The sequence below is a fragment of the Pseudomonas sp. F9001 genome, from assembly GCF_013385435.1.
Classification (GTDB): Bacteria; Pseudomonadota; Gammaproteobacteria; order Pseudomonadales; family Pseudomonadaceae; genus Aquipseudomonas.
In genome coordinates this window covers 301,116-314,486 of record NZ_JACAPX010000011.1, presented here as the reverse complement: position 1 = coordinate 314,486, position 13,371 = coordinate 301,116, and the positions used below count along the sequence as shown (strand labels likewise).

The window sequence follows — 13,371 nt, the reverse complement described above, 5'->3', positions numbered from 1 at the left end:
AAAGAATGATACAGATCAGTGCCCTGCCCGCCTTCACCGATAACTACATCTGGTTGTTACAGGATCAGCCGAACAAGCGCTGCGCGGTGGTCGATCCCGGTGATGCCGCGCCCGTGCTGGCCTGGCTCCAGCAGCATCCCGAGTGGACCCTCAGCGACATCCTGGTGACGCACCATCACCATGATCATGTCGGCGGCGTCGAGCAACTTAAAAGTGTTTCAGGCGCCACGGTCTACGGCCCGGCAAATGAAAAGATCCCGGCGCGGGACGTGGCACTCCAGGATAACGACCGCATCAACGTGCTGGGTTGGGACTTCGAGGTGTTTGCCGTACCCGGCCATACCCTGGGGCACATCGCCTTTTATCACGAGGGCGTGCTGTTCTGTGGCGACACCCTCTTCGCCGCCGGTTGTGGCCGCCTGTTCGAAGGCACCCCGCAGCAAATGCACACCTCACTGGAGCGCCTGGCGGCCTTGCCGGCCAACACGCTGGTGTACTGCACCCACGAATACACACAAAGTAACCTGAAATTCGCCCAGGCCGTGGAACCGCATAACGCGGATATCGCCGAACGGGTGGAGAACGTGCGGCAACTGCGGGCGAACGGCCAGATAACATTGCCTTCGACTTTGGCCCTGGAAAAACGCACCAACCCTTTTCTGCGGACCTCTGAAACATCCGTTAAAGAAAAAGCGGACGAACGGAATGGCCTCGATAACCGGGCCGGGAGTGAGGTGTTTGCTAGCTTGAGGTCGTGGAAAGATACGTTCTAAGCGCGTGGAATTTAGTACGTAATTTCTGAATGGTTGACCGCAACCCACGCGCTTTCTAGAATCGCCCGACATTTTTGCCCGGAACTTACTTCCAGCCAATGTCGTCATCTATTCGTAAAACCAACCATTCAGACGCATTGACCCGCCTGGCTCAAGCCGTGGCGGTGGCTGTGTCCGCTACTCTGGCGGGCTGCCAATCGACCCATTTTGCCGCACAATCCACCGTGCAACCCAAGCCAAACCTTACCGCCAAGATCAAGCAAAAACCCCTATGGCTATCAGAGAAGCCAAGCCCGGAAGTGCCCCAGGATGTCTGGGAACGCATGCGCCGGGGCTTTCAATTGCAGGACGGGTTAGGCGTCAACCCGCGCATTGAACAGCAACGATTGTGGTTTGCCAGCAACCCATCCTTCCTCGAGAACGCCGGCGAACGCGGCAGCCTCTACATTCATTACATCGTCGAACGCCTTGAAGAACGCAACATGCCGCTGGAGCTGGCGCTGCTGCCAGTGATTGAAAGTGCCTACAACCCAATGGCCTATTCCCGCAGCGATGCGGTCGGCCTGTGGCAGTTCGTTCCCGCCACCGGGCGCTATTTCAACCTGCGTCAGACCCGCGCCTACGACGGCCGCCGCGACATCACCGCCTCCACCACCGCCGCCCTCGACTACCTGACTCGCCTGCATGACATGTTCAACGGCGACTGGTTGCTGGCCCTGGCGGCTTACAACGCCGGTGAGGGCACGGTCAGCCGAGCCATCGAGCGTAACGAGAAGCTCGGCTTGCCGACGGACTACTGGAACCTGCCACTGCCCCAGGAAACCAAGGACTACGTGCCCAAGTTCCTGGCGCTGTCCCAGGTGGTGCTGGCCCCCGAGGCGTATGGCGTCAACCTGAACCCGATCGCCAACACGCCGTACTTCGAAGTGGTAGAAATCAAGACCAGCATGGACCTGTCACGGGTCGCCGCGCTGGCCGAGATCGACGAAGACGAGCTGTTCCAGCTCAACCCGGCCTTGAAACAGCGCACCACCCTGGACGGCCCGCAGCATTTGCTGGTGCCGACGTCCAAGGCGCAGTTGCTGGCCAGCAGCCTTTCGGCGATGAAGCCCGAAGAATTGCTGAGCATGCGTCCGAAAAAGCCGGTGTTCGACGACGTTGAGCACAAGGCCATTGCCGGTCGCACCCGCAACTACAAGGTGCGCAGCGGCGACAACCTGACGCTGATCGCCAAGGCCAACAAGGTCGATGTTCATGACCTGCAGCGCTGGAACAAGCTCAACGGGCAGGCGCTCAAGGTCGGCCAGACCCTGGTGATGCAGGACACCCGCAAGCTGGTGGCCAAGGCCGACAGCAAGAAGCCGGTGCAATACAAGGTCAAGAAAGGCGATTCGCTGTACATCGTCGCCAAGCGCTTCAACGTCGAGATGCAACATCTCAAGCGCTGGAACCCACGCACTGGCCAGGCCCTGAAACCTGGGCAGATGCTGGTGGTTTCCGGGCCGCGCTAAGCAGCAAACACGAGGGGGAACTGGCAACAGCTCCCCCTTTGTTCTTCACCCTGCCAACCCCCATCCAAGCCTGTAGTCTCCCTCCTGCAGCGCCAGCCTTTTTCCAATCGGAACAAGCTGTTACTGTACGGTTCACAAAGCCCAAGCCGCCTGGATCGGATCCCTGACTTGAAGCGTCCCCTCCTTCTACTAATAAGTCTGGCCTTGAGCTTTTCCGCGAACGCGACCATTACCGAGAGCCACGGTTATGCGCAGTTCGGCACGCTCAAGTACCCGGCCAAATTCACCCACTTCGACTGGGTAAACCCCGCAGCGCCCAAGGGCGGCACCTTGCGGGTCATGGCGTTTGGCACTTTCGACACCCTCAACCCGTACACCTTCAAGGGTTCCAGCCCGGTTTCCACCGCCAATTTCCTGCAATATGGGGTTAACGAGCTCAATGAGCCGTTGATGGTCGGCACCGGCCAATATGCCCCTTCCGGCGATGAACCCACCTCCAGCTACGGCCTGATTGCCCAATCGGTGGAATACAGCGAGGACCGCAGCTGGGTAGTGTTCAACCTGCGCCCTGAAGCACGCTTCCACGATGGCAAGCCGATCACCGCCTACGACGTGGCGTTTTCCTATCGCACGCTGCTGACCGAAGGCCACCCGCAGTACCGCACCAACCTGCAGGAAGTGGCCCGGGTCGACATTCTTAACCGGCATCGCATTCGTTTTGTGTTTAAGCGCGCCGGCAACCCGTTGCTGATCCTGCGCCTGGGCGAGCTACCGGTATTGCCCCAGCATTACTGGAAAAACCGCGACTTCAAGGCCACCACGTTCGAGCCGCCGCTGGGCAGCGGGCCTTACCGCATCAGCAAGGTCAGCCCTGGGCGACAACTGGTGTTCGAGCGGGTCAAGGATTACTGGGGCAAGGACCTGGCGGTCAACCGGGGTTTCTATAACTACGACAAGGTCGAGGTGGAGTTTTACCGCGACAGCGACGTGGCCTTCGAAGCGTTCAAGGCCGGCGAGTTCGATATCTATATCGAGCACCAGGCGAAAAACTGGGCCAACGGCTACAACTTCCCGGCGGTCAACCGGGGTGATGTGATCAAGGCACAGATCGCCCACCAGATACCGACCCAGAGCCAGGGCCTGTTCATGAACAGCCGGCGCCCGGCCTTCAGCCAGGCCAAGGTCCGCGAAGCGTTGGGGCTGATGTTCGATTTCGAGTGGACCAACCGCACCCTGTTCAGCGGCGCCTATAAACGCAGCCTCAGCTATTACCCCAACAGCGAGTTCTCCGCCACCGGCGTGCCGACCGGCCATGAGTGGCTGATGCTGTCGCCCTATCGCGACCAACTGCCGGCCAACCTGTTTACCCAGCCCTTCAGCCTGCCCCAGACCGACGGTCGCGGCATTCCTCGCGACACGATGCGCCGCGCCCTCGCATTGTTGGCGGACGCCGGCTGGAAGCTGTCCGGGCAACGCTTGCTCAACAGTGACGGGCAGCCGCTGAGGCTGGAGATTCTGCTGGTGAACCCGAACCTGGAGCGCATCCTGCAGCCCTATGTCGAGAATCTGACAAGCATCGGCGTCGATGCCCGCTTGCGCACGGTAGACCGCGCACAGTACAAACAACGCCTCGATCAGTTCGACTTCGACATGATTCTGATGACCCTCAACCAGACCCTCAGCCCCGGCCTTGAGCAGTGGCAGTATTTCCACTCCAGCCAGGCGGGGATCAAGGGCAGCAAGAATTACGCAGGCATCGCCAACCCGGTGGTCGACCACCTGCTGGACCAACTGCTGGCGGCGCAAACCCGTGAAGAACAGTTGGCCGCAGGCCGGGCGCTGGACCGCGTCCTGCTGTGGCAGCACTACAGTATTCCCAACTGGTACCTCAACTATCATCGCCTGGCGTACCGCAACCGGTTCGCCTTCGTCACCACGCCGCCCTACAGCCTGGGCCTGAGCGCATGGTGGCTGAAAGCTTCGGAGAAAGCCCAATGATACCTTTGCGTACTGCGATCCTTGGCAGCCTGCTGTTTTGCGCCGCGGCCAATGCGGCCCCGCAACATGCCCTGACCCTCTACAACGAACCGCCCAAGTACCCCGCCGATTTCAAACACGTCGACTACGTAAATCCGGATGCCCCCAAGGGTGGCACCTTCCGCGTATCCAGCATGGGCAGCTTCGACAGCCTCAACCCATTCATCAGCAAGGGCGTGCCGGCAGATGATATCGGCCTGATCTACGACACCCTCGCCCAGCAAAGCCTGGACGAACCCATCACCGAATACGGCCTGGTAGCCGGCAAGATCGAAAAGGCCCCGGACAACAGCTGGGTGCGCTTCTACATCCGCCCCGAAGCGCGCTTCCACGACGGCCACCCGATCCGTGCCGAAGACGTGGTGTTCAGCTTCCAGACGCTGATGAAGGACGGCTCGCCGATCTTCAAGACCTACTACGCCGATGTCGACGAAGTGATCGCCGAAGACCCGCTGCGGGTGCTGTTCAAGTTCAAGCGCACCAACAACCGCGAACTGCCGCTGATCCTTGGGCAACTGACAGTGTTGCCCAAGCATTACTGGGAGGGCCGCGACTTCTCCAAGGGCAACCTGGAGATTCCGCTGGGCAGCGGCCCGTACAAGGTGGCCGAGGTCAAGGCCGGGCGCTCGGTCCGCTACGAGCGGGTCAAGGACTACTGGGCCAAGGACCTGCCGATCAACAAGGGTTTCTACAACTTCGATTACCGGGTCACCGATTACTACCGCGACAACACCGTGGCCCTCGAAGCCCTCAAGGCCGGGCAGTTCGATTACTGGCTGGAAATCAGCGCGAAAAACTGGGCCAATGCCTACAACACCCCCGCCGTCACCCAGGGCCGCCTGATCAAGGAAGAAATCCCCAACGGCAACCCCACCGGCATGCAGGGCTTCGTGTTCAACACCCGAAAACCGATGTTCCAGGACGTGCGAGTGCGCAAGGCCATCAGCCTGTTGCTGGACTTTGAATGGAGCAACAAGCAACTGTTCAACGGCGCCTACACCCGCAGCCGCAGCTATTTCGAAAACTCCGAGATGGCCGCCACCGGCCTGCCCGGCCCGGATGAGCTGGCGATTCTTGAACCGCTGCGGGACAAGATCCCGCCCCAGGTGTTTACCGAAGCCTTCGAGCCATCGAAGACCGACGCCAGCGGCATGATCCGCACCCAGCAGCGCGAGGCCTATCAACTGCTGCAAGAGGCCGGCTGGAAGATCGTCGACGACAAGATGGTCGACACCACCGGCAAGCCGGTGACCATCGAGTTCCTGCTGGCACAGACCGAGTTCGAACGCATCCTGTTGCCGTTCAAGCGCAACCTGGCAGACCTGGGGATCGACCTGGTGATTCGCCGGGTCGACATCTCGCAGTACATCAACCGCATCCGTTCGCGGGACTTCGACATGGTGGTGGGCAGCTTCCCGCAATCCTCATCGCCGGGCAACGAGCAGCGCGAGTACTGGAAGTCATCCAGCGCCGACAAGCCCGGCAGCCGCAACTACATCGGCCTGAAAGACCCGGCCATCGACCAGTTGGTGGAAGAACTCATCGACTCCGACTCGCGCAAGAGCCTGGTGGCCCACGCCAAGGCCCTGGACCGCGTGCTGCAGTTCGGCTACTACGTGATCCCCAACTGGCACATCAAGACCTTCCGCGTGGCGTATTGGGACCACCTCGGCCATCCGAAGGTCTCGCCACGGTATGACGTCGGCACCGCCACCTGGTGGAGCAAACCCGACGTGAAACCTGCGATAACCGTGGACACCAACCAGAGCGCCGATCCGGCGAGCGGGGGCGACTGAGATGCTGGCCTATATTTTTCGTCGACTGCTGCTGATCATCCCGACCCTGTTCGGCATTTTGCTGATCAATTTTGTGATCATCCAGGCCGCCCCGGGTGGCCCGGTGGAGCAGATGATCGCCAAGCTCGAAGGCTTTGAAGGCGCCACCAGCCGGATTGCCGGGGGCGGCGCCGAAGTCTCGGTGGCCGGTTCCAGCTACCGCGGCGCCCAGGGCCTGGACCCGGCGCTGGTGAAGGAAATCGAGAAGATGTACGGCTTCGACAAGTCGGCGCCGGAACGCTTGTGGATCATGGTCAAGAACTACGCCCGGCTGGATTTTGGCGACAGCTTCTTTCGCGATGCGAAGGTCATCGACCTGATCAAGGAAAAGATGCCGGTGTCCATCTCCCTCGGATTATGGAGCACCCTGATCATGTACCTGGTGTCGATCCCCCTGGGGATCGCTAAGGCTACGCGGCACGGCAGCCACTTCGACGTGTGGACCAGCTCGGCGATCATCGTCGGCTACGCGATCCCGGCGTTCCTGTTTGCGATCCTGCTGATCGTGGTGTTCGCCGGCGGCAGTTACTTCGACTGGTTTCCGTTACGCGGGCTCACGTCCAACAACTTTGACGAGTTGAGCTGGGGCGGCAAGGTCCTCGATTACTTCTGGCACCTTGCCCTGCCGGTGACCGCCCTGGTGATCGGCAACTTCGCCACCATGACCCTGCTGACCAAAAACAGTTTCCTCGACGAGATCAACAAGCAGTACGTGGTCACCGCCAAGGCCAAGGGCCTGACCAACCACCGCGTGCTGTACGGCCATGTGTTTCGCAACGCGATGCTGCTGGTGATTGCCGGCTTCCCGTCGGCCTTCATCGGCATTTTCTTCACCGGTTCGTTGCTGGTGGAAGTGATCTTCTCCCTCGACGGCCTGGGCCTGATGAGCTTTGAAGCGGCGATCAACCGCGACTACCCGGTGGTGTTCGGCACCCTGTTTATCTTCACCCTGCTGGGATTGGTGGTGAAGCTGATCGGCGACCTCACCTACACCCTGGTCGATCCGCGCATCGACTTCGCCAGCCGGGAGCATTGAGATGAATCTATCCCCCCTCAATCGTCGCCGGTTCGAGCGTTTCAAGGCCAACAAGCGTGGCTGGTGGTCGCTGTGGCTGTTTTTGATCCTGTTCGGCCTGAGCCTGGGCGCCGAGCTGATCGCCAACGACAAGCCGCTGGCGGTGCACTACGACGGCGACTGGTATTTCCCGGCGCTCAAGCGCTACCCCGAGACCACCTTCGGCGGCGAATTCCCGCTGGAAGCCAACTACAAGAGCCCGTATATCCAGGAGCTGCTCAAGGCCAAGGACGCGTGGACGTTGTGGGCGCCGATTCCGTACAGCTACCAGAGCATCAACTACGACCTGAAAGTTCCGGCCCCCGCCCCGCCGTCACGGGACAACCTGCTGGGCACCGATGACCAGGGCCGCGATGTGCTGGCGCGGGTGATCTACGGGTTCAGGATTTCCGTGCTGTTTGCCCTGACGCTGACCGTACTCAGTTCGATCATCGGCGTGATCGCCGGGGCCTTGCAGGGTTTCTACGGCGGTTGGGTCGACCTGGCCGGGCAGCGCTTCCTGGAGATCTGGTCGGGCTTGCCAGTGCTGTATTTGCTGATCATCCTCGCCAGTTTCGTGCAGCCCAATTTCTGGTGGCTGCTGGGGATCATGCTGTTGTTTTCCTGGATGAGCCTGGTGGACGTGGTGCGTGCCGAGTTCCTGCGCGGGCGTAACCTGGAATACGTGCGGGCGGCGCGGGCGCTGGGAATGCAGAACGGCGCGATCATGTTCCGCCATATCCTGCCCAACGCCATGGTCTCCACCATGACCTTCATGCCGTTCATCCTGACCGGCGCCATCGGCACCCTCACTGCGCTGGACTTCCTGGGCTTTGGCTTGCCGGCCGGCTCGCCGTCCCTGGGTGAGCTGGTGGCCCAGGGCAAATCCAACCTGCAGGCGCCGTGGCTGGGCATGAGTGCGTTTGCCGTGCTGGCGATCATGTTGAGTCTGCTGGTGTTTATCGGCGAGTCCGCTCGCGATGCCTTCGACCCGAGGAAATGAGATGAATCAGGACAATCTGATCGAAGTCCGCGACCTCTCCGTCGAGTTCGTCGTAGGCAACAGCCACCAGCGGGTGGTGAACAACGTCAGCTTCGATATCAAGCGCGGCGAAACGCTGGCATTGGTGGGCGAAAGCGGCTCGGGCAAGTCGGTCACGGCGCACTCGATCCTGCGCCTGTTGCCCTACCCGCTGGCGCGTCACCCGTCGGGGACGATCCAGTACGCCAACCACGATTTGCTGACCCTGAAAGAAAAGACCATCCGGCATATCCGCGGCAACCGGATTGCGATGATTTTCCAGGAGCCGATGACCTCGTTGAACCCGCTGCACTCCATCGAGAAGCAGATCAACGAAGTGCTCGGCCTGCACAAGGGGCTTACCGGCAAGGTGGCCACCAAACGCACCCTGGAGTTGCTGGAACTGGTGGGCATCCCCGAGCCCCACAAACGCCTCAAGGCCCTGCCCCATGAGCTGTCCGGCGGCCAACGCCAGCGGGTGATGATCGCCATGGCCCTGGCGAATGAGCCGGAGTTGCTGATTGCGGACGAACCGACCACGGCACTCGACGTCACCGTGCAGCTGAAGATCCTGGAGCTGCTCAAGGAATTGCAGGCGCGCCTGGGCATGGCGTTGCTGTTGATCAGCCACGACTTGAACCTGGTCAGGCGCATTGCCCACCGGGTATGCGTGATGCAAAAAGGCTGCATCGTCGAGCAGGCCGAATGCGAAAGCCTGTTCCAGGCGCCGCAGCACCCTTACACCCAGGAGCTGCTGGCAGCGGAACCCAGCGGCGGCCCCGCCACCAATGAAGTCGGCCCACCGTTGCTGGAAGTCGATGACCTGAAGGTCTGGTTCCCGATCAAGAAAGGCTTCCTGCGCAATACCGTCGATTACGTCAAGGCGGTGGATGGCATCAACTTCAGCCTGCCCCAGGGCCAGACGCTGGGCATCGTTGGTGAAAGCGGCTCGGGCAAATCCACCCTGGGCCTGGCAATTTTGCGGCTGATTGCGAGCAAGGGCGGCATCCGCTTCGAAGGCCATCAGATGGACAAGCTCAGCCAGCAACAGGTGCGCCCGCTGCGCCGGGAAATGCAGGTGGTGTTCCAGGACCCGTTCGGCAGCCTGAGCCCGCGCATGTGCGTGAGCGAGATCGTCGGCGAAGGCCTGCGTATTCACAAGATGGGCACTGCCGCCGAGCAGGAAGCGGCGATTATCGCCGCGCTGAAGGAAGTGGGCCTGGACCCGGAAACCCGCAATCGCTACCCCCACGAATTCTCCGGCGGCCAACGCCAGCGCATCGCTATTGCCCGCGCCCTGGTGCTCAAGCCCCGGCTGATTCTGCTGGACGAGCCGACCTCGGCCCTCGACCGTACCGTGCAGCGCCAGGTGGTGGAGCTGCTGCGCAACCTGCAGGCCAAGTACAACCTGACCTACCTGTTCATCAGCCACGACCTGGCGGTGGTCAAGGCCTTGAGTCACCAACTGATGGTGGTAAAACACGGGCAGGCGGTTGAACAGGGAGATGCACCCGCGATCTTCGCCAACCCCCAGCATGCCTACACCCGGCAACTGCTGGAGGCGGCGTTTTTGGTGCCCGGCCCCTAGCAGTAGAACCACCGTAGCAGCTGTCGAGCCCCAGCGAAGCGGCGGCTCGACAGCTGCTACGCCATTGGGTGTCAGAAATCGGTTGAGGCCGACAATTCACGCCAGGCGGCGGTCTCTTCCTTGACGTAGGCCAGCTTGTCCTCGATCGCCTGCAACGTGTCGGTGCCCAGGGCCAGGCGCATCGGCGGATGCGGCGCTTCCACCAGCTTGATCATGGCCACTGCCAGCAGCTCCGGGTTACCCGGTTGCTGTTGGTTGTAGACCTTGGCCAGCTTGCGCACCTCGCCGGACGTGGCGGCGTAATCGTCGATGATCAAGGGCGACTCCACCAGGGAGTTGCCATCCAGGAAGTCGGTACGGAAATAACCCGGCTCCACCACCGTCACCTTGACGCCCAAGGGTGCCAGCTCTGCGTGCAGCGCCTCGCTCAACCCTTCAACGGCAAACTTGGTCGAGCAGTACGTGCCGAACCCCGCACCCGAACGGAAGCCGCCCACCGACGAAATATTGATCACGTGCCCGCTGCGCGCCTGGCGCATGAACGGCAATACACCGCGGGTGACATTGAGCAGCCCGAACACGTTGGTTTCATACAAGCGGCGAACCTCATCGGCAGACGCCTCCTCCACCGCGCCCAGCAGGCCAAAACCGGCATTGTTGACCAACACATCAATGCGCCCGAAGTGCTCAATGGCGGCACGGGCAACGTCGGCAGCCTGGGATTCGTCGGTCACGTCCAGTTGCACCGCCAACAGCCCGGGTTGCTCACCGAAGCGTTCGGTGACGGTATGGGCGTTGCGGGCCGTCGCCACCACCGCGTCACCGTGGGCCAGAGCTGCCGCGACGATTTTCGCGCCGATGCCCCGGGAAGCCCCGGTTACCAGCCAAACACGCTTGAAGGAATGTGCCGTTGTCATGATCCGTACCTGATGGAGTGAATGTGAAGCCAAGGTACGCTGAGGCATTAGCCTGAAAAACCGTCTCGTGCTACAAGCACTCTGAAACAGAATTTCATAATGGCTAACCGATGAACCTTGATCCCTTCAATGGCTTGACCGAATTTCTCGCCGTGGCCGAACTGAAGAGCTTCACCCAGGCCGCTGCGCGCCTCGGCGTAACACCGACGGCGGTCAGCCATGCGGTGAAGACCCTGGAGAAGTGCACGGGTGTGGTGCTGTTCCAGCGCACCACGCGTCGGGTGGCGCTGACCGAGGCCGGCATGACGCTTTACAGCCGCCTGCGCCCCGCCGCCGGGGAGATTGACGAAGCGCTGGCGGCCCTCAGTGGCTACCGCGACCGGCCCATGGGCACCCTGCGGCTGACGGTGCCAAGGTTGTCGGGCAAGTTGCTGATCGAGCCGTTGATCCCGCGTTTTCGCGAGGCCTTCCCCGATGTGGTGCTGGATATTTCCCTCGACGATGCCACGGTGGACCTGGTGACCGAGGGCTTCGACGCCGGTATTCGCCTGGGGGAATCCATCGACAAAGACATGGTTGCCGTGCGCCTGACCCCGGACCTGAACTGGTCGGTGGTGGGCTCTCCCGCCTACTTTGCCAAGGCCGGCAAGCCGACAACGCCGGAAGCGCTCACGGCCCATCAAACCATCGGTTATCGCTTCCTGACCTCGGGCATGGCACACCGCTGGGAATTCGAGCGGGCGGGCCGGGAATTTACGGTCGGCGTTCAAGGCGGGTTGATCGTCAATGACCGCAACCTGATGATCGCCGCCGCGCGGGCCGGCCAGGGCCTGGCGTACGTGAGTGATTTCGAGGTCATGGAGGACCTGGCTTCAGGCGCACTGGAGCCCGTGCTGCAATCTTTCGTACCGCCAAGCAGCGGGCTGTACCTGTATTTCCCCGCCCGAACCCAGAGCCAACCGAAACTGCGGGCCTTTATCGACCTGGCCACCGCATGGATTGCCGAAAAGCGTGGGCGCTGACAACGCCGCAAAAGCAAACCAATATCATTTGCGCCGTGCCCGGCCCTTTGGTTTAATCGCGACCAATTCTTATTTACGCCAAGGCTTCTGCGCCACATGGATACTGTGTCGACCCCGTCCACCTCGTTCAGCGACCTCTACGGCAATCACCATTCCTGGCTGCTGGGGCTGCTGCGCCGGCGCCTGAGCAATCGCTGGGATGCGGCGGACCTGGCCCATGACACCTTCATCCGGGTACTCAAGCGCCCGCCGGCCGGCGCCGATGAGACGCGGGAGCGCTCCTACCTTGCCACCATCGCCCGGGGGTTGTGCATTGATCACTGGCGTCGGCGCCAACTGGAACAAGCGTGGCTGCAAAGCCTCGCGGACCGGCCGCAAGCCCTGCAACCGTCGCCGGAGCAGCGGGCAATCATTGTCGAAACCCTGTACGAAGTGGACGCCATGCTCGCGCGGCTGCCCCACAAAGTCCGCGAGGCATTCCTGCTGGCGCAGTTGCACGGCCTGCCCTACAAGCAGATCGGCGAACAGCTCGGGGTAGGCGAACGGATGGTGAAAAAATACCTGGCCCAGGCGCTGCTGCATTGTGCGGTGCTGGAAGCCGAACTGGACGGGATGCTCGTGGAGTGAACAGCCCCGGAAAGCTCAGCCATGCCAGCCTTGAGCAAGCGGCCCAATGGTACGTACGCCTGCAGGATCAGCCAGAGGCTGCCCAGCACTGGCAGGCATGGCTCGGGCAAAGTCCGGAACACCAGGCCGCCTGGGGCTATGTAGAACGGGTCAGCCAACGCTTTGCGCCGTTGGCCGAGCAATCCCACAGCGCCAGCCGTGCGTTGCGCAGCTCTCGGCGCCAGACGCTCAAGACCCTGCTGGTGTTGTGTGCCGGTTCAACGCTGGCCTGGGGCACCTGGCGCAACACCGCCCTGCCCCGGTTGGTGGGAGGCTGGAGTGCGGATTACGCAACCGCCGGCGGTGAAACCCGCGAAGCGCTGCTGGACGATGGCAGTCGCCTGTGGTTGAACGCCTTGAGCGCCCTGGATGTACGTTTTGACCGGGTCCAGCGCTTGCTGCACCTGCGTTTCGGCGAAGTGCTGATCGAGACCGCCAAGGACCCGAACCGCCCGTTCCTGGTGGAGACCCAACAGGGCCGCCTGCGGGCACTCGGCACCCGCTTCAGCGTGTTGCAGGACGGCGACAGCACCGTGCTCAATGTGTTTGAAGGTCGGGTCGAAGTGCGCACCGCCGCCAGCCGGCAACAACGAATCATCGAGGCCGGGCAACAAGTGGCCTTCACCCGCGATGGGTTCAATCTCCATTCACCCGCATCCGCCACCCGTGAGGCCTGGAGCCGTGGCGTACTGCTGGCCGACAACCTGCCGCTTGGCCAACTGGTCGCCGAACTCAATCGTTTTCGCCCCGGCCACCTGGGTTGTGATCCAGCCGTGGCGCAATTGCCGGTAATGGGTTCGTTCCCCCTCAAAGACAGCGACCACGCACTGCGCCTGCTACAGGCCGCGCTGCCGATTCAGGTCGACACGCTCATGCCGTGGTGGGTCACGGTCAGGCCCAAACACCCAGGCACATAAAAACTTTCAGCCGTCAGTTCCCTTTTCCAA

At 61.7% G+C, this 13,371-nt stretch carries 11 protein-coding genes; 10 read left to right on the top strand and 1 reads right to left on the bottom strand.

The window, feature by feature from the left end:
* Window positions 1-5 precede the first annotated feature (5 nt).
* The 7 genes from gloB to HX818_RS10215 all read left to right on the top strand — a co-directional run bounded on the left by gloB (window position 6) and on the right by HX818_RS10215 (window position 9,819).
* Window positions 6-773 (top strand): hydroxyacylglutathione hydrolase, encoded by a 768-nt coding sequence (gene gloB / locus HX818_RS10245; protein WP_177019987.1) that lies wholly within the window; start codon window positions 6-8, stop codon window positions 771-773.
* Window positions 774-871: 98 nt separating this feature from the next.
* The gene (locus HX818_RS10240) at window positions 872-2,284 is read left to right on the top strand and encodes a lytic transglycosylase domain-containing protein (protein ID WP_008435202.1); all 1,413 of its coding nucleotides are present in this window, start codon (window positions 872-874) and stop codon (window positions 2,282-2,284) included.
* Window positions 2,285-2,452: 168 nt separating this feature from the next.
* The gene (locus tag HX818_RS10235; protein WP_177019986.1) at window positions 2,453-4,282 is read left to right on the top strand and encodes an extracellular solute-binding protein; all 1,830 of its coding nucleotides are present in this window, start codon (window positions 2,453-2,455) and stop codon (window positions 4,280-4,282) included.
* The gene (locus tag HX818_RS10230; RefSeq protein ID WP_102605660.1) at window positions 4,279-6,117 is read left to right on the top strand and encodes an extracellular solute-binding protein; all 1,839 of its coding nucleotides are present in this window, start codon (window positions 4,279-4,281) and stop codon (window positions 6,115-6,117) included. The genes HX818_RS10235 and HX818_RS10230 overlap by 4 nt, the downstream gene beginning before the upstream one ends.
* Before the next feature lies 1 nt (window position 6,118).
* Complete coding sequence (locus HX818_RS10225) at window positions 6,119-7,192, top strand: microcin C ABC transporter permease YejB (RefSeq protein WP_008435207.1); 1,074 nt, start codon at window positions 6,119-6,121, stop codon at window positions 7,190-7,192.
* A 1-nt stretch (window position 7,193) separates the two neighbouring features.
* Window positions 7,194-8,213, top strand: a complete 1,020-nt coding sequence (locus tag HX818_RS10220) for an ABC transporter permease (protein ID WP_008435209.1) — start codon at window positions 7,194-7,196, stop codon at window positions 8,211-8,213.
* 1 nt (window position 8,214) lies between these two features.
* Window positions 8,215-9,819, top strand: a complete 1,605-nt coding sequence (locus tag HX818_RS10215) for an ABC transporter ATP-binding protein (protein WP_003207458.1) — start codon at window positions 8,215-8,217, stop codon at window positions 9,817-9,819.
* A 71-nt stretch (window positions 9,820-9,890) separates the two neighbouring features.
* On the opposite strand, the gene HX818_RS10210 is transcribed toward HX818_RS10215, so the two are convergent.
* Window positions 9,891-10,736 (bottom strand): oxidoreductase, encoded by an 846-nt coding sequence (locus HX818_RS10210; RefSeq protein WP_008435212.1) that lies wholly within the window; start codon window positions 10,734-10,736, stop codon window positions 9,891-9,893.
* 110 nt (window positions 10,737-10,846) lie between these two features.
* On the opposite strand from HX818_RS10210, the gene HX818_RS10205 reads away from it, so the two are divergent.
* The 3 genes from HX818_RS10205 to HX818_RS10195 all read left to right on the top strand — a co-directional run bounded on the left by HX818_RS10205 (window position 10,847) and on the right by HX818_RS10195 (window position 13,341).
* Window positions 10,847-11,758: a LysR family transcriptional regulator gene (locus HX818_RS10205; RefSeq protein WP_177019985.1), complete on the top strand. Its 912-nt coding sequence runs from the start codon at window positions 10,847-10,849 to the stop codon at window positions 11,756-11,758.
* 96 nt (window positions 11,759-11,854) lie between these two features.
* Window positions 11,855-12,385, top strand: coding sequence for a sigma-70 family RNA polymerase sigma factor (locus HX818_RS10200; RefSeq protein WP_177019984.1), 531 nt, complete (start codon window positions 11,855-11,857; stop codon window positions 12,383-12,385).
* A complete protein-coding gene (locus HX818_RS10195) occupies window positions 12,382-13,341 on the top strand; it encodes a FecR domain-containing protein (RefSeq protein ID WP_102368871.1) in 960 nt (319 codons plus the stop codon). Before HX818_RS10200 ends, HX818_RS10195 begins: the two co-directional genes overlap by 4 nt.
* Window positions 13,342-13,371 lie beyond the last annotated feature (30 nt).

What these genes read in the sequence shown, in the direction of transcription:
- gloB (WP_177019987.1), top strand. Translation starts at nt 6, where the DNA reads ATGATACAGATCAGTGCCCTGCCCGCCTTCACCGATAACTACATCTGG.
- HX818_RS10240 (WP_008435202.1), top strand. Translation starts at nt 872, where the DNA reads ATGTCGTCATCTATTCGTAAAACCAACCATTCAGACGCATTGACCCGC.
- HX818_RS10230 (WP_102605660.1), top strand. Translation starts at nt 4,279, where the DNA reads ATGATACCTTTGCGTACTGCGATCCTTGGCAGCCTGCTGTTTTGCGCC.
- HX818_RS10225 (WP_008435207.1), top strand. Translation starts at nt 6,119, where the DNA reads ATGCTGGCCTATATTTTTCGTCGACTGCTGCTGATCATCCCGACCCTG.
- HX818_RS10220 (WP_008435209.1), top strand. Translation starts at nt 7,194, where the DNA reads ATGAATCTATCCCCCCTCAATCGTCGCCGGTTCGAGCGTTTCAAGGCC.
- HX818_RS10215 (WP_003207458.1), top strand. Translation starts at nt 8,215, where the DNA reads ATGAATCAGGACAATCTGATCGAAGTCCGCGACCTCTCCGTCGAGTTC.
- HX818_RS10210 (WP_008435212.1), bottom strand. Translation starts at nt 10,736, where the DNA reads ATGACAACGGCACATTCCTTCAAGCGTGTTTGGCTGGTAACCGGGGCT.
- HX818_RS10205 (WP_177019985.1), top strand. Translation starts at nt 10,847, where the DNA reads ATGAACCTTGATCCCTTCAATGGCTTGACCGAATTTCTCGCCGTGGCC.
- HX818_RS10200 (WP_177019984.1), top strand. Translation starts at nt 11,855, where the DNA reads ATGGATACTGTGTCGACCCCGTCCACCTCGTTCAGCGACCTCTACGGC.